This window comes from uncultured Psychroserpens sp., assembly GCF_947492715.1.
Classification (GTDB): Bacteria; Bacteroidota; Bacteroidia; order Flavobacteriales; family Flavobacteriaceae; genus Psychroserpens.
The window spans coordinates 25312-47176 of record NZ_CANLNS010000001.1 but is presented as its reverse complement, the minus strand read 5'-3'; the positions used below and the strand labels follow the sequence as shown (position 1 = coordinate 47176).

The 21865-nt window shown below is 33.7% G+C and carries 20 protein-coding genes; 9 read left to right on the top strand and 11 right to left on the bottom strand.

Features of this window, described 5'->3' with window-relative positions; all coding sequences use genetic code 11:
* Positions 1 to 49 precede the first annotated feature (49 nt).
* From Q0787_RS00215 to Q0787_RS00175, 9 genes are all read right to left on the bottom strand, one after another.
* Positions 50 to 2536: a zinc-dependent metalloprotease gene (locus Q0787_RS00215; RefSeq protein WP_298900166.1), complete on the bottom strand. Its 2487-nt coding sequence runs from the start codon at positions 2534 to 2536 to the stop codon at positions 50 to 52.
* 161 nt (positions 2537 to 2697) lie between these two features.
* Positions 2698 to 3957, bottom strand: coding sequence for a hypothetical protein (locus Q0787_RS00210; protein ID WP_298900165.1), 1260 nt, complete (start codon positions 3955 to 3957; stop codon positions 2698 to 2700).
* 122 nt (positions 3958 to 4079) lie between these two features.
* Entirely contained in the window at positions 4080 to 4952 is an 873-nt protein-coding gene (locus Q0787_RS00205) for a hypothetical protein (RefSeq protein ID WP_298900164.1), read from the bottom strand.
* A gap of 11 nt (positions 4953 to 4963) precedes the next feature.
* Entirely contained in the window at positions 4964 to 6400 is a 1437-nt protein-coding gene (locus Q0787_RS00200; RefSeq protein ID WP_298900163.1) for an MBOAT family O-acyltransferase, read from the bottom strand.
* 259 nt (positions 6401 to 6659) lie between these two features.
* Positions 6660 to 7493 carry an endonuclease/exonuclease/phosphatase family protein gene (locus Q0787_RS00195; RefSeq protein ID WP_298900162.1) on the bottom strand — a complete coding sequence of 278 codons (834 nt, stop codon included), beginning with the start codon at positions 7491 to 7493 and terminating at the stop codon, positions 6660 to 6662.
* A 338-nt stretch (positions 7494 to 7831) separates the two neighbouring features.
* The gene (lysS, locus tag Q0787_RS00190) at positions 7832 to 9523 is read right to left on the bottom strand and encodes a lysine--tRNA ligase (RefSeq protein WP_298900161.1); all 1692 of its coding nucleotides are present in this window, start codon (positions 9521 to 9523) and stop codon (positions 7832 to 7834) included.
* A gap of 103 nt (positions 9524 to 9626) precedes the next feature.
* Positions 9627 to 10517 (bottom strand): hypothetical protein, encoded by an 891-nt coding sequence (locus tag Q0787_RS00185; protein ID WP_298900160.1) that lies wholly within the window; start codon positions 10515 to 10517, stop codon positions 9627 to 9629.
* Between the two features lie 123 nt (positions 10518 to 10640).
* On the bottom strand, positions 10641 to 11048 hold the full coding sequence (locus tag Q0787_RS00180) for a DUF1573 domain-containing protein (RefSeq protein WP_298900159.1): 408 nt from the start codon (positions 11046 to 11048) through the stop codon (positions 10641 to 10643).
* Between the two features lie 109 nt (positions 11049 to 11157).
* Positions 11158 to 12216, bottom strand: coding sequence for a helix-turn-helix transcriptional regulator (locus Q0787_RS00175; protein WP_298900158.1), 1059 nt, complete (start codon positions 12214 to 12216; stop codon positions 11158 to 11160).
* A gap of 121 nt (positions 12217 to 12337) precedes the next feature.
* Here Q0787_RS00175 and Q0787_RS00170 point away from each other — a divergent pair, with 121 nt between their 5' ends.
* Genes Q0787_RS00170 through lipB form a run of 3 tightly spaced genes read left to right on the top strand, consistent with a single transcriptional unit; the run spans position 12338 to position 14026 of the window.
* A complete protein-coding gene (locus Q0787_RS00170) occupies positions 12338 to 12496 on the top strand; it encodes a YqaE/Pmp3 family membrane protein (protein ID WP_230936973.1) in 159 nt (52 codons plus the stop codon).
* 38 nt (positions 12497 to 12534) lie between these two features.
* A complete protein-coding gene (locus Q0787_RS00165) occupies positions 12535 to 13323 on the top strand; it encodes a hypothetical protein (protein WP_298900157.1) in 789 nt (262 codons plus the stop codon).
* A gap of 4 nt (positions 13324 to 13327) precedes the next feature.
* Complete coding sequence (lipB, locus tag Q0787_RS00160) at positions 13328 to 14026, top strand: lipoyl(octanoyl) transferase LipB (RefSeq protein WP_298900156.1); 699 nt, start codon at positions 13328 to 13330, stop codon at positions 14024 to 14026.
* Here the strand turns inward: lipB and Q0787_RS00155 are convergent, their stop codons facing one another.
* Positions 14027 to 14854: a M23 family metallopeptidase gene (locus Q0787_RS00155; protein ID WP_298900155.1), complete on the bottom strand. Its 828-nt coding sequence runs from the start codon at positions 14852 to 14854 to the stop codon at positions 14027 to 14029.
* Positions 14855 to 14893: 39 nt separating this feature from the next.
* A complete protein-coding gene (locus tag Q0787_RS00150; RefSeq protein ID WP_298900154.1) occupies positions 14894 to 15412 on the bottom strand; it encodes a lipocalin family protein in 519 nt (172 codons plus the stop codon).
* A 115-nt stretch (positions 15413 to 15527) separates the two neighbouring features.
* On the opposite strand from Q0787_RS00150, the gene Q0787_RS00145 reads away from it, so the two are divergent.
* The 6 genes from Q0787_RS00145 to Q0787_RS00120 all read left to right on the top strand — a co-directional run bounded on the left by Q0787_RS00145 (position 15528) and on the right by Q0787_RS00120 (position 21854).
* The gene (locus tag Q0787_RS00145) at positions 15528 to 16799 is read left to right on the top strand and encodes a DUF2851 family protein (RefSeq protein ID WP_298900153.1); all 1272 of its coding nucleotides are present in this window, start codon (positions 15528 to 15530) and stop codon (positions 16797 to 16799) included.
* A 15-nt stretch (positions 16800 to 16814) separates the two neighbouring features.
* Positions 16815 to 17042 (top strand): PspC domain-containing protein, encoded by a 228-nt coding sequence (locus Q0787_RS00140; protein ID WP_298900152.1) that lies wholly within the window; start codon positions 16815 to 16817, stop codon positions 17040 to 17042.
* Between the two features lie 32 nt (positions 17043 to 17074).
* Positions 17075 to 18085, top strand: coding sequence for a TrkA family potassium uptake protein (locus Q0787_RS00135; protein WP_298901507.1), 1011 nt, complete (start codon positions 17075 to 17077; stop codon positions 18083 to 18085).
* A gap of 97 nt (positions 18086 to 18182) precedes the next feature.
* Positions 18183 to 19778 carry a sodium:alanine symporter family protein gene (locus Q0787_RS00130; RefSeq protein WP_298900151.1) on the top strand — a complete coding sequence of 532 codons (1596 nt, stop codon included), beginning with the start codon at positions 18183 to 18185 and terminating at the stop codon, positions 19776 to 19778.
* Between the two features lie 6 nt (positions 19779 to 19784).
* Positions 19785 to 20666, top strand: coding sequence for a helix-hairpin-helix domain-containing protein (locus Q0787_RS00125; RefSeq protein ID WP_298900150.1), 882 nt, complete (start codon positions 19785 to 19787; stop codon positions 20664 to 20666).
* Between the two features lie 21 nt (positions 20667 to 20687).
* Positions 20688 to 21854 (top strand): acyl-CoA dehydrogenase family protein, encoded by a 1167-nt coding sequence (locus Q0787_RS00120; protein WP_298900149.1) that lies wholly within the window; start codon positions 20688 to 20690, stop codon positions 21852 to 21854.
* Positions 21855 to 21865: the final 11 nt, after the last annotated feature.

The following is a 21865-nucleotide window of genomic DNA, read 5'->3' as shown; positions in this document are numbered from 1 at the left end:
CCAGAATTACCTGAAGCTTTTTCATTATATAGTTTTATAACTACATATTTTATCCGTTCGGATTTAATATTGCATCAATACGCTCTAAAGCATCTGCTATATGAATTCTACTTATAGCATCACCTCCTCGCGCGCTACGTAGCTGACTGCGTAGAGATTTTAATTCGGCTCTAACAACAGCTCTAATGTCAGATTGACTTGTATTGACTCCAGTTGTTTTTACATAAGGACTGAAGGTTCTACCGCTCTGGTTAGGAGCTGTCATTAAAAATGCTAATCTGTCTATATAAGCACGTTGTAGATTACGTCTGTAAGTATCAATTTTTCTACCTGTACGTAATTCACTCCATACACCATTACGTAAATCTCTCATCATTTCAGTTAATGAATAAGCATTACTGTCGTAAGTGTTTGCTTCAATTAAACGTTGCATTTTACCAAGACTCATAATGTTATTTAGCGTTCTAGCTTGTAAACCTCTTACACGTTCTACTGATCCTGTGTATTCAATACGGTCAAAAATGTTCTTATCTAATAACCAACTTGGTGTTGTAAATAAGTTATCCTGAATAAATTTCATTGCTTTCTTTTGGTGCTCTTTTGGAACAGCTGTATAAACAGCACCTGGTTGATCTGCAGCTTTATAATGCTCATAAACACCTCCAATATTATTAGATACGTGTCCCATATAACGGTTAAACTGAGAAATCACATGGCCATACATTTCTTGTAAGTCACCATAATCTTCTCCTGCTTCGGTTGTCCAGTTAATTAAATTTGGAACAATACGTTTTAGGTTTTTAATACCATAATCACTGGCTAACATGGCATCATCACCTAAGTCTTCAGTTTGAGAACTAGGGTCTACGACATCACCCGCTTGTTGATGGCCAAAACGATACATTGGATCGCCTTCGTGGTTTCTAATCCACTGATTTAAAATCACTTTTTCTTCTTCGGCTGTTTTTCCTAAAATAGGCGTGTAACCCCAAGCAATAGCATACTTGTCATAAATACCAATATTTGGCATTAGTGCTACACCTTCATCACCAGGTTGAGCGACGTAGTTAAAACGTGCATAATCCATAATTGAAGGAGCTGTTCCGTATTTTTGAGTAAACTCAGCATCACGCAATTTTTCAACTGGATAAGCCACACTACTTCCCATGTTATGTGGTAACCCTAAAGTATGTCCTACCTCATGAGCAGAAACAAAGCGAATCAAACGTCCCATAACTTCATCCTTAAATTGCGGACTTTGAGCTTCTGGGTTAATAGCTGCGGTTTGTACGAAGAACCATCCACGTAATAATGACATCACATTATGATACCAATTGATATCACTTTCAAGAATTTCTCCAGTTCTAGGGTCACTTACGTGTGGTCCATTGGCATTAGGAATAGGAGAAGCTAAGTAACGCACAACAGAATATCTCGCATCTTCAGGACTCCACTCTGGGTCTTCTTCAATTGAAGGAGCGTCTTTTGCTATAATAGCATCTTTGAAGCCTGCCGCTTCAAAAGCAACTTGCCAATCTTCAATACCTTGTTTGATGTACTTTCTCCATTTTACTGGTGTTGCTCTATCTATATAGTATACTATTTGTTTTTTTGGAACAACCAATTCACCACGCTTAAATTTCGCAATATCCTCATCTCTAACTTCTAATCTCCAACGGTCTAAGTACGTAAGTGATTTACTCTTTTGATCTTCTAAACCATAATCTGTAGTATTACTTGTAAACCATCCTACACGCTCATCAAAATAACGACGCTTCATAGGATTGTCAGGTAACAAAATCATTGAGTTATTTATTTCAATTGAAATGCTTCCTGTACTAAAGTTAGAAGGAGGCCTTCCTGCCGCATATGTTTTTACATGTCGTGCTTCAATATTTCTAGGATAACTTTTTATGTCTTCAATAAAAGATTTGTCACTTTCTAAACGTGTTACACGATAAGGTGTTCTTCTAAACTGAGGTAAACCTAATGACTTTACATCTTTTTGAAATAAAGGCGTTGCATCAATAACTGTACTTGTTGAGTCTTTGCTGTATGCTTTAATAGGAAACGTAAATAAAACAGGTTCGAAATTTGAATTGACTACAGCTTCATTAACAGGAAGAGAATCCGCAGCTGTTACGTTGTATGACACAACGCGTAAAATAACTTTCTTTCCTTTTTTCTGCCAACGTAGCACTTGTTCGTTTTGTTTTCCTCCACCGAAACCTAATCCGCTTGCAGTTTTAGAAATACGTGTAACCATTAACATTTCTCTGTCAAAAAGAGAATCTGGTATTTCGTAATAGTATTTGTCATCTAAGGTATGAACCGTAAATAATCCTTTATCAGTTTTGGCATCTTTAGTGATGACTTTATTGTAAGGTTTTGGGTCATTTTTTCCAGGTTTTTTGCCAGGAGGTTTAGCGGCAGTAGTTGCTGGTTTTGCTTTGCTTGCTTTTTTCGCTGTTGAACACGAAACCGCAACAAAGAATACGGAAACTACCAAAAGTAGTTTAATAGAAAAGTGTTTCAATGTGGTTGATTTTTTAAAATTAGTCACCTAAAGTAATAAATCTCCCATAAGCATAAAAAGGTTCCAATGGTTTTAATACTATTTTAACTATAAAGGCTAGTAATAAAAACAAAAAGAGCTACTTACAAGTAGCTCTTTGATTATATTTTATGCGTTAGAGATTATTCTATAGTATCTAGGTATTCCAATATTAAGGCAACACCTTCATCATGAATTATTGTTGTTCCATTTAGCGGCATACTAAATCCTTGATTATAAGTTGAAATTCTACTAATAATGCTATTTCTTCTACTTTCAATATTAGAATCGCCAAATGGTCTTTCGTAATCTAAACGCAATGAAGATTGTAATTCGCAAAAACCACCTTCAATATGACAGTGTGCACAATTGATGTCGAAGTATGCTCGAGCACGCTCTTCTAAAGTGTAATTAACATCATCATCCCATTTTGGCAATACACTAACCGAAGAAGGATCTGAAAGCCCATCTATCAAGTCGCTGTTTATCAAGCTCTGAAGTTGATTTAACCCACTCACATTAAAGTTGAGTGTTCTCATTTTTGGCCCTATCGGAGACTTGTCATTACCTATACGATGGCAGGTAAAACAATCTGTATCTGATGGAATTTGATAATTAACATTGTTAGTATCGCCATCTGCATCAATCCATGTTACAGGAACCATACTCCCATTAGGGTCTAAAAAGGCTTCTGTTTGTTCGTCATTCCATTTGTAATCACCAGTTTCCCAAGCACCATTAATTTTAATAAGGACTCTCGTTTCTATAATTTTACGTCCCAATGATAAATCACGTTCATCATTGTTGTAGAAAAAAGTTTTTGCTATAACTGTATTATCTGGAAATAGAGGCAAGCCGTCACCATCATAGGTTAATTTTTGACCTTGAGGTAAGACCATGAAACGCTGTTTGTGGGCATAGTCTGAAAATAATGCTGTACTTAGCTCATACTGAAATCCGTATGTTGTTGGTCGCAGCACGTCTAAACTTTCTCCTCCATAAAGGTTTAATTCTGAAAGCGTAGGTAGAAATTCAGGAACCACAAAAGGAGCTGATGTTGTAAAACTATAGACTTCAGAGTACATGCTTACATTAGTAGCAGTACAAACAGTTTGAATATATACATCGTAAGTGGTAGCTGCGTCTAGATTAATTAAAACAGCATCAGTATCGGTTTCTGAAATTGTTGTACCAGTACCTATTGCAAATCCAGAGACACCATATTCTAAGGTATACAATGCTGAAATATTAGCAGGATCCCAAGTAATGATTGCTGAGTTATTGGTAACGACAGTAGATGTTACATTATTGACTGTTTCACAGGCCACTACAAAATCATCATCATTATCACACGCGAATAACAAACTAGCGAATAGAACGATTAGATAGGCTTTTTTTAACATTTGGGTTGTTTTTTCTTATTAATAGCTGATTGCGAATGTAATAAAAATCTTTTTGACCAAAAAGATTTAATCGTTGTGAAGCATATTTTGAGGTATTAATTAACGCTTTAAGGTTTTCATTATTAATCTGATTGTTGATCAAATAGTAATGGAATTAATTCCTTTCCTCCTTTGTCGTTTAAATGATCTTGATTAGAAAAGTAATCATTATTGTTAATGAAAATAGTTCTGTAATCCAGAACCTTAAGTCCTTTTTTTGTAAATAATTCGGAAGCACCATGAGACACATTTCTTGTCAATTCTAAATAATCCCTGGTTAAAGGATATTGTATACCAATAAGCGTAATATTATGATCATTACATAATTTTATAATAGCTTCGAGATGAGAAATAAGTTGTTCCGAATTATAAGAATCGGGGTGTTGATATTCAAACCTAATATTAGCATCAGCCAAGCGCTCTACTTCACTTAATTGCTCCCATGATTTTATAGCTCTATTATTAATTTGATTGCTATCACTTTTAAAGTAGGAAGTGATGTGGTTTTTTAAAATTGTACGTTTCTTAGGTTGTAAAAGAGCAATGTTAAACAGTAATTTGTCTTTAAAATATTGAAATGAATTTGGATAATCTTCTTGTGTAGCATAGTAAATCGAACGATCTAAATTATTAGAACCTTCTCTATAAGGACTTAAAGTGTGATCGTCTACAGTAAGATAAATGGTATCTACCTTGGTATACTTTATAAGATAATTAAGTTTTCTTTTCATATCCATATAGGAATCACTCTCTGCCGAAAAATTATAAATCCCATATGTTTCTGTGTGTGTTTTTAATGGTAAACCACGAGAGTCAGATAGTAAATAGGAATGAAAGTCTAATGCATGTTCTTTGTAAGAGCCCAAGTATAATTCATTTCCGTAGTGGTTAAGTATTGTGTTTAAAACCACTAGAATGGATAAAAAATAAAAAATATTGATAATGAATTTTTTCATATAGATCACCGTTAGAATTGAAAATATATAAATTCAATTTCTTCAGAAAAGTTACCGAAAAAATAAATTACGATTATAAGTATAATATAAATTAACCAACGTAAGAATTTGTTTGCAGGAAGACATTCTATACCATATTTGTTTTCTCTTCCGAGCCACTCTACAATACTAAAAGTTATAATAAGTATAATTATATCTGTAGGTCTAATTTCTGGAATTGTAAAAAGAGATTTTGAAAACATCAAAGAAATGTAGCTCCAAGCATGCTGAATACTTTCAGCTCTAAAAAATATCCAAGCAAAGACAGTAAGTGAAAAAGTTAGCAGTATTTGAACTGACGCTTTGAAGGAGGGGAAGTAACTTCCTTGTGCAACAACGTCTAAATTGTTTCTATTGTTTTTTGTAAGAAATAGAGGTAAAAAGAATAAGGCATTTAAGGCACCCCAAGCTATAAAAGTCCAATTGGCACCATGCCAAAAGCCACTAACAATGAAAATAATAAAGACATTTCGTATTTTAATTTGTACAGGACCGCGACTTCCTCCCAATGGAATATAAAGATAGTCTCTAAACCAAGTTGAAAGTGAGATGTGCCAGCGTCTCCAAAACTCTGCAATGTCTCGAGAAAAATATGGAAAAGCAAAGTTTTGTTTTAGATTGAAACCAAACAAACGAGATGTCCCTATGGCAATATCAGAATAGCCTGAAAAATCGCCATAGATTTGAAATGTAAAAAACAAGGCACCTATAGCTAAAGTACTTCCAGAGTATTCAGATGAGTTGTTAAAAATGGCATTGGCGTATTGGGCACAATTATCTGCAATAACGATTTTTTTAAATAAGCCCCAAAGTATTTGTCGCATACCATCAACGGCTTTTGAGTAATCAAATTTCCGTTTAATATAAAACTGAGGCAGTAGGTTGGTTGCACGCTCAATAGGGCCAGCTACTAATTGAGGAAAGAAACTTACAAATGCCGAGAATGCAATCAAATCTTTAGTTGGTTCAAGTTTTCTTTTGTAAACATCTATAGAATAACTTAGTGTCTGAAATGTGTAAAAACTGATACCAACGGGTAAAATAATGTTGAGAGAACCTACGCTGATATCTGCCCCAAAGAAGGAAAAAGCAGTTATAAAGTTATCTACAAAGAAGTTATAATATTTAAAGAAACCAAGAAAGCCAATATTAACGAAAATGCTTGTCCATAGAAGCAGCTTTCTTTTAGTAGCGTTCTCTTGTTTTGATAGGCTAATTCCTATGAAATAATCAACTAGTGTGCTGGTTAATATTAATGATAAAAATCTCCAATCCCACCATCCATAGAAGAGGTAGCTGGCCAAAACAATTAGCAGGTTTTGTGATTTTAAGTTTTTGTTTGTGACAAACCAATATAGTATAAAAACAATGGGTAAAAATACGGCAAAGTCAATAGAGTTAAATAGCATTCTTTAGTTTTAACTGTTTAAGATTTTAGACGCTATATTAGATGAAGAATTAAATTTTTGTATAATTCTGGTCGAAATTGGTCAACACTAAAGTAGGAAAAGAAACGGAATCTATATAGAATTAATATTGAATTTTTCAAATGCGATTCATTGGATTATTTTACTTCGATTTGGAGATAAAATAAATGCACTATGCTGAATACTATAGGCTTATTGCCATGAGATTTCCTTGCGCAACTACACATATTATTTAAAAGTGTCAGTTCCTTAGTCTAAAGTCAGAAATGAGCATGGCATGATCAGAGGCATTATGATAATGTTTAGTCAACTTAATTGGCTCGTGTCGCTTAGATAACCAAATATGATCTAGTTCTAATAAGGGAATACCAAGCGGCCAAGTTGCGGTAAATCCATTGCTGAAATGATGAAAACTGGTAAAATTAGATTCGTATGGTTTAAAAAACGTGCTCTCATATGGCGCATTAAAATCGCCAACAATAAGGTCTACATCATTATTTTGAGCATAGTTAACTACAAACTCTAAAGGTGCTTTTTTGTTAACAAAAACATTTGCTGTTAGATCTGTAATCATCAACTTAATATGAGATGTTTTAGTACTAATGTCTAATAAATTGACTTTATAAGCATCTTCTTTTAGGTTAAAATCAAGTAATGTAATATCTCCTTTAGCAGCAACCAACATGGCTCCTTTTAAAGTTATAAAGTTATAATTTGATAATGCTGTTTTTAGGGCATCCAAATTTTTTAATGTTGTATGAGGGGCTTCAACAAATGCTAAAATTTCGGGTTGGTAAACATTAACTTGGTTTGTAATACTAGAAATAGATAATTGTTCTCGCTTTGCGAGATTCCAAAATAAAATTTTAGAATTCCCTTTATTTGCTAGTGGTTTAGAAGATAAATAGTAATTCCCGAGCCAATGGAGACTGAGTAAGCACACCACTATTAATAAGGCAATTCTATATGTTTTTCTTCGGAAATATAAACCTAGTAATAGCAATCCAGAAAGTATTAAAAGAGGTAGAGGGGAAGCATAAAATACAATACTCAATGGAAAGAGATAATCTTTCAAAATGAAATGTGTCAGCAACAAAAAAGCATATCCAATGAGGAAAAATGCTTTGTAGTTTTTTTTAAGTTTTAGAGTCAAGACCATAATACAGGTTCTAAAACAAAAAGTCTTTAGAATTATTGTATGAGATCATTTCAGGGAGGACATTCTTTTCTACCTTTTTTTTTGTCTTCACGAATGATAAGCAATTAGGAGTTGTATTAAAGCACAAAGGGAACCTGTACAATGTTATGGCTATTACTTAGATGTTCAAAATGGAGTGCTGACCTATCACGAGTTACAATAAAAAAAGATTGCCAACGGGCAACCTTTTTTATTAATCTATAAAATGTATATAGTTATAGCATTGAAACAAATAGACCTTCATCGGTTTTTTCAACTTTAGCAACCTTCTTACTAGTTAAACCCTTGATGGTTTTGTCCCATTTTTTATTACTCAATCCAGATTGAGACTTTAAGCTGTTTAAATCAACTGGAGAGTTAGATTTAAGTAATTCAAAAACAGCTTTTTCTTCTTCGGTCATCTCTACTTGCTTTTTCTCTGGTCGCATTTGCGGAAAGAATAGCACTTCTTGAATTGATTGATTGTTCGTTAAAAACATGATTAATCTATCCATTCCAATTCCCATTCCAGATGTAGGAGGCATACCATATTCTAGGGCTCGAAGAAAATCATGATCAATAAATTCGGTAGCTTCGTCATCACCTTTTGCAGCCAATTTCAGTTGGTGTTCAAAGCGTTCACGTTGATCAATTGGATCATTTAATTCTGAGTATGCATTAGCAATTTCCTTACCACAAACCATTAATTCAAAACGCTCTGTTAAATCTGGGTTTTCTCGATGCTCTTTACATAATGGGCTCATTTCCTTAGGGTAGTCTGTAATAAATGTTGGTTGAATGTAATTACCCTCACATTTCTCACCAAAAATTTCATCTATCAATTTACCTTTACCCATGGTGTCATCAACCTCAATGCCCATATCTTTTGCAGCTTGACGAATGTCGTCTTCCGATTTACCAGTAATGTCAAAACCTGTAAAATGTTTTATAGAATCTGCCATTGTAACACGAGCATAGGGTGCTTTGAAGTTAATGTGGTGTTCACCAAAAGTAGCTTCAGTTGTTCCATTAACAGCCATTGCACAGTGCTCTAATAAACGCTCACAAAAATCCATCATCCAGTTGTAATCTTTATAAGATACATAGATTTCCATGGCTGTAAATTCAGGGTTGTGAGTTCTATCCATACCTTCATTTCTGAAATTCTTAGAGAACTCATAGACACCATCAAAACCGCCTACAATAAGACGTTTTAAGTACAGTTCATTTGCAATTCTCATATACAACGGAATATCCAAACTATTGTGATGTGTCACAAACGGTCGTGCAGCAGCCCCTCCAGGAATAGGTTGTAAAATAGGAGTCTCTACTTCAAAGTATCCAGAGTTATTAAAAAACTCACGCATAGCATTGAATAATTTTGTTCTCTTAACGAATACCTCTTTAACATGAGGATTTACAACAAGATCAGCATAGCGTTGTCTGTAACGTTGTTCAGCATCAGTAAAAGCATCATGTACTTTTCCTTCACTGTCAACACGTGGTTGAGGTAGTGGCTTAAGCGCTTTACTTAACAATGTGAAGTCTTTTACCATAACCGTTTTTTCTCCAACTTTGGTAGTAAATAGTTCGCCTTCAATACCAATAAAGTCGCCAATATCTAGGAGTTTTTTATAAACATCATTGTATTTGCTTTTATCATCTCCTGTACAAATTTCATCCCTGTTAAAATACACCTGAATTCTACCCGCACTATCCTGTAGCTCAGCAAAACTGGCGCTTCCTTGAATACGACGAGACATTAATCGACCAGCAATAACCACTTTTTTGCTTTCCTCAAACATATCTTTTATCTGTTTGGAAGTATGATTTACAGGATATAAATCTGCAGGATAAGGGTTAATACCTAAGTCTCTTAATTTTGCGAGTTTATCGCGTCTTACCAATTCTTGTTCTGAAAGTTGCATTCTATATTTATTTTAGGCAGCAAAATTACATTATTTACAAGAATTAACGTAAAAAAACCACTGGGTTTTATGTTCCTAGTGGTCTTTATAAGTGATGTTTGTTTTATTTTGATTTTAAAGCCTCTAGATTTTCAACGAGGTCTTTGTTGTCTGGAAATAATTTAATTGCCTTTTCTATAACGTCTACTGCTTTTTTTGAGTGGCCATTAGCACCTAAAGTGTTGGCCAAACTCATGTAAGTTCTTGGGTTGTCTGGGAACAGTTTTGTGTTTAATTTAAATACCTCAAGAGCTTCCTCTATTTCATTATTAGCATATAGGATTCTTCCATAGGTATTGAGTTCAAACATACTAGATACTTTTCCTTCAAAAGACTTAACCAATTTTTTAGCTCGTTTCTTTAAGCCATTTAACCCATCATCTTTTAAGATATTATGAACTTTTGATACGATATGGTAGTTTGAAGTGTAGTTATTTTTAGTGACAATATTTAACATGTCCTTTTCTAAAGTCTCTACTGGATGTTCTACAATACGATTTACTTCAGTGCGATTTTTATAGAAAATAATTGTTGGCACGCGATGAATGTTTAAACCTGCTTCATCATGGTTGGGGCTTTGTTTGTACATGTATGGTTTTCTACTTACAGCAATTACAGTAAGTTGCTCTTTGGGGAAATTGCAGGCCTCTAAAATTTTATAGAAATGGGGTACTTCTTTTTTACTATCGCCACACCAAGTTCCCATAAACAAAGTAATGTTGAAATCACTTAGTTTAGATTTTAATTCTGAAATTGTGGCTTGATCGATTTTATAGTCATCATAGTTTTTTGAAAACCAAGAATTGTAATGACCAGATGTTAATCCAGTTTTGTCAATTTTTCCGAGCAAAAAAGGTGTTTCTCCTTCAATTGTAACTTCATTATTTATGGATTGAGCATGTATATGAAAGGAGATAGCTAGTGTAATTATAAGTGTGGTAATGTTTTTTATCATGATGATGGTTTATATTAATAAGGAAAAGTAACCTACCCTTTTTGAGCATCGTCAAAAAAATTATAATCAAATCCTGACGTGTTTTGACGCTGCTCAAAGCGTAGATGTAAAAACTAAAACGAATTACTTCGATGCGACGATGTTTCCTTTGATTTTAAGAATTTTGTTACCACCTTCAGCATTAGATGTTACAGTAATGGTCTTGGTAAAAGCACCAAGTCTCTTAGTGTCATACTTAATACTTAACTCCCCAGATTCACCTGGCATGATAGGAGTTTTAGAATAGCTTGGTACAGTACACCCACAACTCGTTTTTACCTTAGTAATTAATAAAGGTGCATCTCCCGTATTTGTAAAACTAAAAAGTCTTGTGCCATCAGAATTTTGAGTTATGGTTCCATAATCAACCGTTTCGGTTTTAAATTTGATTACGGCAACTTTTGTGTCATAGTTGTAAAATTCTGCTGGAGCAGCATTAAATAAACCTAGTGTTAGTACTAGTAAGATTGCAATGTTTAATGTTCGTTTCATAATTGAAATTTTAAATGATTAATATGAAAACAAACATCTAGATTATTGATGTGAAATTTGTGAAAGTTAAGGTTGAAATGAGTACTAGTACCTGGGTTGAAATTTGTAACTAACTGTTAAACAGTGATTTTAGTTCGTCTCTTGAGTTGACGTTTAATTTCTTATAAACGTTGTTTACGTGTGTTTTTACAGTACTTACACTAACAAAAAGGGCGTCGGCAATGTCTTTATTCGTTTTATTGTCTAGTAAAAGGTCTAACACATTTTGTTCTTGTTTTGTAAGTTGCTCTTTGGCTTGGCTTTGTTGTTTTGCTTTTCTTTTTTTTACCGAAGTAATAAACCAAACGTTAGCTAAAAGTGATAGTATTAATAATCCTATTAAGAGATAAGTCCAGTTAAAATCAGATTTGTAATCAGAGGGTGATACAATAAATTTATCGGAGGTTAATTCGGCTTCATACTGTTTCGCATATGACGAATTAGGATAATCATCTTGTAGACGACCAAGTAATTCGTCATAGTAGTTATTAGATTTTAAATCCTCAAGATAATAGTTGTGAAATTGATTGCCGCGATCAGATAAAAAAGCATAAATGTATAGTTCGGCCAAAGGTTCATCAAGTGTTTCTCCAAAATCTTGGAGGGTTTTAAACCATTTTTTGTTATTGAGATCTCTATTGGCTTTACTTCGAAACTCTGAATAAGCAAACTTCATTTCTTCTTTTAGAGAGTCTACCTTAATAAATGCAGCAGTTCTAGGATTATTAGAAATAATGTCGCAAAACATTTGAGCATCAAACGAAAGAGGAAATGTAATAGTGTCTGTACGTTTTGCAATAAAGAGAATGTCTTTACTATCTGTGCAATGCCCTTCAAAGTGATTACTGCCTTGATTAAAAGATGTACAGTTATCTACATGTAACTTGTATATTTTTTGATTAGGATCTAGTTGATTACCAGTAAATTGAAAAAAGCCATCGGCGTTTGTTGATGTTTTAGTTATAATTTGCTCGTCATTAATGCCATCAAGTGTACGATAATCTTCAATCACAGAGAGGTAAACCTCGTTTTGCCAGCGGTTGTTGTCAATATAACCTTTAAAATTATGTTGAGCTGTAGCAGCCGTTCCAAAGCAAATAAATATAAGTATATAGAGTAGGTGTCTCACAGCACTAAACTAGTATTTTTTTAATTAATAGGAAATGTGAAGTTCAAATAAATTGAAATGTAACAATTGTTTAAAGATAACGTCCTATAGTTACATCATCAATCATCAAAAAAATTAAATTATGAGTTTTTGGAGAGTAATACTCGCAATCATTTTTCCGCCTTTATCGGTTATTGGAAAAGGATGTGGGTCAATTTTCATTGTTTTTCTACTGTGGATTTGTGGCTGGGTTCCTGGAGTAATAGCAGCTTTAGTTATTCTTAACAATCCTGAAAGATAAATTGTATCTTTGCGTTTCTTAATCAATTATATTTTAAAATGAAACGATATTTATTTGTAGTAGCAAGTCTTTTATTATTAACAAGTTGCAACTTTACTGAAGAAATTACATTTAACGAAGATGGCTCTGGTGAGTTTATCATGAGTTATGATATGGGGGAAGTCATGAAAACCGTAGAAGAGAAAATGGGCGGAGGCCAAAGTGACGAAGGAAAGGAAAATGTAAAGATGGATAGTATTATCTATTTTAAAGATATGTTGACAGAAAAGGCAGATAGTATTTCGAAATTACCTCAAGAAGAACAAGATAAACTCAAAGCATTAGAAAATATTGTAATGCGTATGAAAATGGATCAGGAAGAAGGTCTGTTTAATATTGGCATAGGATCATCTTTTAAGAGTTTAGCAGAACTTCCTGAAACCTTAGAAAATATAGAGAATGCTAAATCTCTAAACTCTAAGGGAGACCCATCATTTTCAAAAATGGGAGAAAGTCAAGTGGCAAAGGCATCTGAAGGTATGTTTGAGTATATCGATTTTTCCTATGATGGAAAAACATTCTCAAGAAGTTTAAAAGAAGGATATAAAAAGTCCGATCAAGATTTTGAAGCTTTGAACACAGAGATTTCTGAAATGGGAGAAGCTAAAGAAATGTTTGAAGCTATGAGTTATACTGTAATTTATAACTTTCCGAAGCCTATTAAATCTGTGACTAATAAAAATGCCGAAATTAGCAAGGATAGGAAAACAGTACGGCTAAAAATGAACTTTATCGAAATGATAAAATCACCTGAAAAGATGGTTTTAGACGTGGTACTAGAAGATTAGACTATTGAATAAAAACATAAAACTTGAAGATTTAGGAACTAAAGACTTTAAAGAAACTTGGGATTACCAAGAACAACTTTTTAAAGGGATTTTAGATACTAAAATTAAAAATAGACGTGAGGATGCTGGATTGGAAACAGATAATTACTTTCTGTTTGTAGAGCATCCTCATGTTTATACTTTAGGCAAAAGCGGAGATGTTTCTAATATGCTTTTATCTGAAGAACAGCTTACTCAAAAAGGAGCTACATTCTATAAAATAAATAGAGGAGGAGATATTACCTATCATGGCCCTGGGCAAATTGTGGGTTACCCTATTTTAGATTTAGATAATTTCTTTACAGACATTCATAAATATCTTAGATTTCTGGAAGAAGTTATCATTCTTACCCTAGCAGAATATGGGTTAGAAACCAAACGAAGTCCTGGCGAAACAGGAGTTTGGCTTGATGTTGGAACACCATTTGCACGGAAAATTTGTGCCATGGGAGTACGTGCTAGTCGCTGGGTGACCATGCATGGTTTTGCTCTTAATGTTAATGCTAATTTGGGGTATTTTGATAATATTATCCCTTGTGGAATTAGAGGGAAAGCTGTCACATCCTTAAATGTAGAATTAGGTGTTGATAGGGTTAATGAGGATGAGGTAAAAGAGAAACTGCTCAAACATTTTAAAGCACTTTTTGAAGCCACATTTGTCTAGTTAATTTTTAACTTTATAGCGTTTTCTTTTCTTTAATTCTTTATTTGGATAACCTTCAAAGTATATTGGAATAGCAAGGTCTCTTTCTTTTCTAACTACAAAATGCAAATGAGGCCCACTAGTGAAACCAGTTAAACCTGAAACTCCAATTTTTTGACCTTTTACGATACGATCTCCAATCTTTACAAAACTACCTTTGTAGTCGAGATGAACATATGATGCCATTGTACCATCATCATGCAAAACTACTATTCTGTTTGCTTTCTTAACAAATGATTTGTCGCCATGTAGATTAAACCAATCAATAACCTGTACAACAAGTCCCTCTCTAGCGGCATAGACTGGTTCACCTATATCCATTTGAAAATCAATAGCGAACAATGACGTTGGTTTGCTGTGCGACGATTTTCCTCCAAAACTTTGACTTACACTATATTTTTTGCCCTCTTGAAAGGGTAGTCGATACTGATAGCTTGTATCAGGATTTATAAGCGATTTATGTCCATAATAATAACCAACTTTAAGACTGTCATTAAAGCGTTTTGCGATGACTGTATCCGATGTGTTAAGCTCGTAGGAAATAACAACGATACTATCCTGCGCTTTTAGTAATTTAGAAAACAATTCGTTATTTGTTTTTCTATCTCTTATGATAATTTCAGTGGCGATTAACAGTTTGTTTTTAGCTTTAAGTTTTAAGCTATCCCCTTCAGTCTTCCAATAAAATTCTATTTCATCGTCATAAGAAAAAGGTTGGTTTTTTGCTTTTTGCCCGAAACTAAACTTAGATATTAATGTAAAAATGATAACGTAATAAAGTAATTTCATACTACATAGATGTACTGATATCGATTTTGTTACAGGCGGTTACCAATGAAAATTTCTGTTTTTTATCGATACACTATCTGGAACTAACACATCAACAATAGTGCTTTCTTTCGAAGAAAACTGTTTATGTCTAAATTCTAAAACCAATTGTGCTTCACTAAGGTCTAAAATTTTAAAGAATTTATAGTTCACATCTAAATGTAATAACTTTTGAAGTTGCCCTCCTTTAAGCTTTATGTATGGATAACCATCATCTGAGGAGTATAGTGTCCAATTCGTTGTAAGGGTCTCACCGCAATCACTAAAATGGCCGTTATTGTCGTGCATCGTACTGTCGGTTTTATAAGTCACTCTATAAGATAAAAAGCAATCTCCCATGTTCATTCGTACATTATTGTTTGTGCGTTTTGCGAGTTTCCAAACTTTAGCAGAATCTCCAGCAATTAAACGGATAGCATTTTTAGGCATTTTGAAAGGTGCTTTCTTTTCATTAGCACAAGAAGACAGAATAAAAACACTAATAAAGATGCAAAGAATTTGGTGTTTTGAACAAATCATTATTTTATAATTGGTTAGTTATATTTTAGCTACACTTTTCATGCCAACCAGAAATGTTAGTAATTTATAAATGAGATTATATTGATATATAGAAAATTTTCTATATATTTGTTTTATGAAAGAAGAGTTTCTTCATTATGTATGGATGTACAAGAAATTCGATGTTCTCAATTTACAAACTACGCAACAAGAACCGTTGCAAATAATTTCGGGTGGAAGATTGAATTCCAATAGCGGTCCAGATTTTTTCAACGGTCAGTTGCGTATTAATCAGCAACTTTGGGTTGGAAACATAGAGATTCATGTGAAATCTAGTGATTGGTATGTTCATGGGCATGAAAAAGATTGTACTTATGATAATGTGATTTTGCACGTGGTCTATGATCATGATACAGAAATTTTCAGAAAAGACAACTCAATCATTCCAACCTTGGTACTCAAGCCTCTTATCAAACCTAGCGTATTTAAAAACTATCAACGTCTTTTGAGTTCAAAGAATGCTTGGATTAATTGTGAAAAGGACTGTTCAAATGTGTCTACATTTGTTTTGAATAATTGGTTTGAACGCCTTTACATAGAGCGTCTAGAACGAAAATCCAAAATGATTGAAGATCTACTTAAATCTTCAAAAAATGACTGGGAAGCTGTATTATTTAAACTACTAGCTAGGAATTTCGGGCTTAAAGTCAATGGTGAATCTTTTTTTAGTTTGGCCCATTCTATTCCATATGTAATTATAAGAAAATCGCACACGCAATTATTAACATTAGAAGCACTGCTATTTGGACAAGCTGGATTATTAGATGATAAAAGTAGCGCTGTTTATTATAATAATCTTCAAAAAGAATACCAGTTTCTTAAGCAAAAATTTGGATTAAATAATTATGGAGTAATCCCATTTCAATTTTTTCGATTACGGCCTTCAAATTTTCCAACGATAAGATTATCACAATTAGCCAATTTATATCATAGAGAGCATGCAGTTTTTTCTAAGGCAATGTCACTTGATAAACTTTCAGACTTTTATAAGTTGTTTGGCACTGAGGCATCATTATTTTGGGAGTCTCATTTTACATTTAGTAAAAGTTCTAAGCAATCAAAAAAACAAACAACTAAAACCTTTATGGATTTACTTATAATAAATACAGTATTGCCCTTGAAGTTTTATTACACAAATCAAAAAGGACATTCAGATCACGAAAACATCTTTAATATTATAAAAGAAATTGCCTCAGAAAAAAATACGATAGTTGAAGGTTTTGGCAAGTTGAAGCTCGTTTCGAATTCTGCAATGACTTCTCAAGCATTAATTCAGCTAAAAACAGAATATTGTGATAAAAACAAGTGTTTAAAATGTGCGATTGGGAATTCACTTTTAAGTAAATAAAGTTTAAATTGCGGTGTGAAACAGTTTTATCAAATACTATATTATTTTCAAAAACGAGGGTATTATGTTTGCCAACGTATAGCAGATCGTTTAGGAATAAGAGCAAAGGTTGTACGAACGTCTTTTATGTACTTGACGTTTGCTACACTTGGTTTTGGTTTCGCATTGTATTTGTTTTTTGCATTTTGGATAAAAATCAAAGACATTATTTATACCAAACGATCTTCAGTATTTGACCTTTAACCTTTTAGCACGTGATAAAACCTATAAATCCTTTGATAAAACTATTTAGAGTTAAAATCTACACAGCAGTTTTTTTGTTGTTGATACTGCTTTTTATTGGGGTTATCGGATTTAAAATCATGTCTAATTATTCATGGGTTGATGCTTTATATATGACCGTAATTACGATTACTACGGTAGGATTTCAAGAAGTGCATCCGCTAGATGATACAGGTAAAATTTTCACTATTTTTTTAATCTTGGCAAGCGTTGTTATTCTTGGTTATGCCATTACGGTAATTACAGAGTATATATTAAGCAAGAACAATTTTGAAGAACTAAAACAAAAAAAGATGCAAAAGAAAATAGACAGCTTAGCTAACCATATCATTATTTGTGGTTATGGAAGAAATGGCAAACAGGCAGCCAAAAAACTTCTAGCTTATAAGAAACCGTTTGTGGTCATTGAAAAGGACAAAGATATTATGGATAAGTTTCAAAGTGAAATGGTACCATTTGTTTTAGGAAATGCCAATGAAGATGAAATACTTTTGCAAGCAGGAATAGATAGAGCAGATACCTTAATATCGGCATTACCAAATGATGCTGATAATTTGTTTGTCGTACTATCTGCTAGGCAAATTAATACGAATATGAACATTATAAGCCGAGCATCTCAGGAAACGTCCTATCAAAAATTAAAACTAGCAGGAGCGAATAATGTGATTTTGCCAGATAGAATAGGTGGAGATCATATGGCGTCTTTGGTTGTTGTCCCAGATTTAATAGAATTTATTGATAACCTGTCGATAGTTGGTAAAGCAAATATTAATATAGAGGAAATATCCATAGAAAAGTTATACGATGCTACCAAAACTAAAACCATCCGAGATTTAGACCTCAGAAAAAAAACGGGCTGTACGGTAATTGGTTATAAGGACGAGGCTGGAGATTATATTGTAAACCCAGAGGCAGATATGAAGTTAGTGCCAAAATCAAAAATTATTGTTTTAGGAAGACCAGAGCAAATCCAAAAGCTTAATTCCATTTACAATATAGACTAATCTCGATTTCATTTTAACAAGGTGTTCTTTAAAAAGTCGATTTTTTTTAGCATCTTGTGACCTTTATTAAAAACTAACTAATTTAAATATATCAAGTATGAAGAAGTATCTTCTTTCCATTTTCACAGTTATTTTACCATTATTAACTTTTGCTCAAGAGCCTGAAAAAGGAATAGACCAAATTATTGATGAAAAATTTGGTGATGCAACAGGCTGGTTTGTAAATTTCATATTCTATCAAATTGATTTTGGTGGAGGCGTTAAGGTGTTTTGGGTGCTATTCCCATTAATTCTGGGAGCACTTTATTTTACATTCTATTTTAAAGGAATCAACCTTAGAGGATTTTTTACTTCAATTAATATTGTAAGAGGAAAATATGATGATATAGATCACCATGAATCTCTTGTAGGAGCAGGTGATTCTACACCTGGAGGAGATGCTATAGAAACAATAGCTGTTGAAGGACACGAAGGAGAGGTATCACACTTCCAAGCATTAACTGCAGCCTTATCTGCAACAGTAGGTTTAGGAAATATAGCAGGTGTAGCTATTGCAGTATCGATTGGTGGAGCAGGAGCAACATTCTGGATGATTGTTGCAGGTTTATTAGGTATGGCTTCAAAATTTGTAGAATGTACATTAGGTGTAAAGTATAGAGATATTGCAGAAGATGGTACTGTTTATGGAGGTCCTATGTATTACTTAACTAAAGGACTTAAGTCTAAAGGTTTTGCGGGCTTAGGAAAGGTTTTAGCTGTGCTGTTTGCCATTTTTGTTATTGGCGGATCTTTTGGTGGAGGAAATATGTTCCAAGTTAATCAGGCTTTTCAATTAGTTGAAAGTATTACTGGTGGAAGTGAATCATTTTTACATGGTAAAGGATGGTTGTTTGGACTCGTAATGGCTGTATTTGTAGGTATTGTAATTATTGGTGGTATTAAGAAGATTGCCAAGGTAACAGATAAGATTGTACCATTTATGGTTGTTATTTATGTTGCGGCTTCACTCTTTGTGATTTTTGCTAATTATAATATGATTGGAGATGCTTTTGCTCAAATATTTAATGGAGCATTTAGCCCAGAAGGAGTTGCTGGTGGAGCAATTGGTGTATTGGTTCAAGGATTTAGACGAGCGGCATTTTCTAATGAAGCAGGGGTTGGATCGGCTTCTATTGCCCATTCAGCTGTAAAAACAAAGTATGCAGCAAGTGAAGGAATGGTAGCATTATTAGAACCATTTATTGACACTGTTGTGGTTTGTACAATGACAGCTTTAGTTTTAATTATAACAGGAAATGTAACGGCTGCAAATGCAGGATTAAATGATGCGCAAGCTATATTATTAACGTCTGGAGCATTTGAATCTGCTATTTCATGGTTCCCATATGTATTAACTGTAGCAGTTGTTCTATTTGCTTTTAGTACAATGATCTCTTGGTCTTACTATGGCTTCCAAGGTTGGGCATACCTATTTGGTAGAACTAAAAAAATGGAATATACTTATAAAGTTATTTTCTGCATGTTTGTAGTTGTTGGAGCGGCAGCAAGTTTAGGCTCTGTTATTGGATTCTCCGATGCCATGATTTTTGCAATGATGGTACCAAACATGGTCGGTTTAGTTATTCTGGCACCTAAAGTACGAGATGAATTGTCTAAATATATGAAAGCGATTAAAGACGGTCGAAAAGCATAGTATAAAATGAAAAATATAAAATCCCACTTCACGTTTACTAAACAACAACGGAGTGGGATTTTTTTGTTGGTAGTACTCATATTGGTGCTCCAAGTTATTTACTTTACAGTTGATTTTTCTTCGGAAAAGTATGATGACAACACAGAAATTGTAGCACAATTTAGAGCTGAAGTAGATTCTTTAAACTTAGTAAAACTTGAAGAAACTAAACCTAAAATATATCCGTTCAACCCTAATTTTATTACCGACTATAAAGGCTATACACTTGGCATGTCTAATGAAGAGATTGACAGGTTGCATACTTTCAGAAATGCTAATAAGTGGGTGAATTCTGCTAAAGAATTTCAGAAAATAACAAAGATATCTGATACCTTATTAGCTAAAATATCTCCTTACTTTAAGTTTCCAGATTGGGTTACAAATCCGAAGTCAAAAATAAAGTATCAAAACTCATATACATACGATTCGAAGCCCAAAGATTATGAACAGAAGATAGATTTGAATACAGCTTCGGCAGCTCAGCTAAAACGGGTCAATGGCATTGGTGAAAAGTTGTCTGAGCGTATTGTTAAATACAGAGACCGTTCAGGTGGTTTTATTGCAGACGTTCAGCTTCAAGAAGTGTATGGTCTGTCTCCAGAGGTTATAGAGCGAGTGCTCAATGAGTTTACAGTAAAGTCTGCAAAACCCATTTCAAAATTAAATATAAATACAGCTACAATTGACGAATTGGTAACCATAAAATATATCGACTACGAGATTGCTCATCATATCATCGAGCAACGTACACTGCGAGAGGGATTTAAATCTTTCGATGAATTAACAAAAGTTAAAGGTTTTCCTGTTAAAAAAAGTGAGATAATTAAGCTATATTTGACATTCGATTAATGATCACTAAAAAAGCAGACCATGAGCAGTATGTACTTCACAGAAGAACATGAATTATTTCGACAAAGTTTAAAGGATTTTTTACAAAAAGAAGTTGTTCCACATCTAGATAAATGGGAAGAAACTGGACATATTGAACGTTTCATCTGGAAGAAATTTGGTGAAATGGGGTTTTTCGGATTGGCATATCCTGAAGCTTATGGTGGTATGGATCTCGATTTGTTTTACACCGTGATTTTGCTTGAAGAACTCCAAAAGATAAACTCTGGAGGATTCGCGGCTGCAATTTGGGCGCATGCTTATTTGGCAATGACACATGTTAATAAAGAAGGAGATCATGCAATCAAAGAAAAATATTTAGCACCTAGTATTACAGGTGATAAAATAGGGTGTCTATGTATTACCGAACCTTTTGGAGGTAGTGATGTAGCAGGAATGAGAACTACTGCCGTTAAAGAAGGTGATAGTTACGTGATTAACGGTTCAAAAACGTTTATTACAAATGGCGTATATAGTGATTATCTCGTTGTAGCTGCAAAAACAAACCCTGAACTTGGGAATAAAGGTATTAGTATATTTATAATGGATCGCGATTTGCCTGGAGTTTCTGCAACAAAACTAGATAAGCTAGGATGGAGAGCTTCAGATACAGGAGAGATTGCTTTTGATAATGTAAAAATTCCAGCATCTAATTTAATGGGTGAAGAAAACAAAGGGTTTCCTTACATTATGCAGCACTTTGCTTTAGAACGCCTCATCATGGGAATTAATGCACATGCAAGAGCAGAATTTGCTCTAGATTATGCTAAAACTTATATGGGCGAAAGACAAGCCTTTGGAAAGTCTATTAATAAATTTCAAGCCTTACGTCATGCGTTTGCAGATTGTTATGCCGACATGACGATGTGTAAGGAATTTAACTATACTGTTGCTAGCAGATTAGATAAAGGAGAATATGTAGTAAAGGAAGCAACAATTTCTAAATTGCGCTCTACTAAAATGGCTGATGAAGTCATTTATCAATGTCTCCAATTTTTAGGAGGTTATGGATATATGGAAGAGTATCCAATGGCAAGATTGTTACGTGATAGTAGATTAGGACCAATAGGAGGTGGAACATCGGAGATCCTTAGAGAAATAATTGCGAAGATGGTAATCGATGATAAAGATTACAAACCCGCCACCTGATATAAGTTCAG

What these genes read in the sequence shown, in the direction of transcription:
- Q0787_RS00210 (WP_298900165.1), bottom strand. Translation starts at nt 3,957, where the DNA reads ATGTTAAAAAAAGCCTATCTAATCGTTCTATTCGCTAGTTTGTTATTC.
- Q0787_RS00205 (WP_298900164.1), bottom strand. Translation starts at nt 4,952, where the DNA reads ATGAAAAAATTCATTATCAATATTTTTTATTTTTTATCCATTCTAGTG.
- Q0787_RS00200 (WP_298900163.1), bottom strand. Translation starts at nt 6,400, where the DNA reads ATGCTATTTAACTCTATTGACTTTGCCGTATTTTTACCCATTGTTTTT.
- lysS (WP_298900161.1), bottom strand. Translation starts at nt 9,523, where the DNA reads ATGCAACTTTCAGAACAAGAATTGGTAAGACGCGATAAACTCGCAAAA.
- Q0787_RS00185 (WP_298900160.1), bottom strand. Translation starts at nt 10,517, where the DNA reads ATGATAAAAAACATTACCACACTTATAATTACACTAGCTATCTCCTTT.
- Q0787_RS00180 (WP_298900159.1), bottom strand. Translation starts at nt 11,048, where the DNA reads ATGAAACGAACATTAAACATTGCAATCTTACTAGTACTAACACTAGGT.
- Q0787_RS00170 (WP_230936973.1), top strand. Translation starts at nt 12,338, where the DNA reads ATGAGTTTTTGGAGAGTAATACTCGCAATCATTTTTCCGCCTTTATCG.
- Q0787_RS00165 (WP_298900157.1), top strand. Translation starts at nt 12,535, where the DNA reads ATGAAACGATATTTATTTGTAGTAGCAAGTCTTTTATTATTAACAAGT.
- Q0787_RS00155 (WP_298900155.1), bottom strand. Translation starts at nt 14,854, where the DNA reads ATGAAATTACTTTATTACGTTATCATTTTTACATTAATATCTAAGTTT.
- Q0787_RS00150 (WP_298900154.1), bottom strand. Translation starts at nt 15,412, where the DNA reads ATGATTTGTTCAAAACACCAAATTCTTTGCATCTTTATTAGTGTTTTT.
- Q0787_RS00145 (WP_298900153.1), top strand. Translation starts at nt 15,528, where the DNA reads ATGAAAGAAGAGTTTCTTCATTATGTATGGATGTACAAGAAATTCGAT.
- Q0787_RS00130 (WP_298900151.1), top strand. Translation starts at nt 18,183, where the DNA reads ATGAAGAAGTATCTTCTTTCCATTTTCACAGTTATTTTACCATTATTA.
- Q0787_RS00125 (WP_298900150.1), top strand. Translation starts at nt 19,785, where the DNA reads ATGAAAAATATAAAATCCCACTTCACGTTTACTAAACAACAACGGAGT.
- Q0787_RS00120 (WP_298900149.1), top strand. Translation starts at nt 20,688, where the DNA reads ATGAGCAGTATGTACTTCACAGAAGAACATGAATTATTTCGACAAAGT.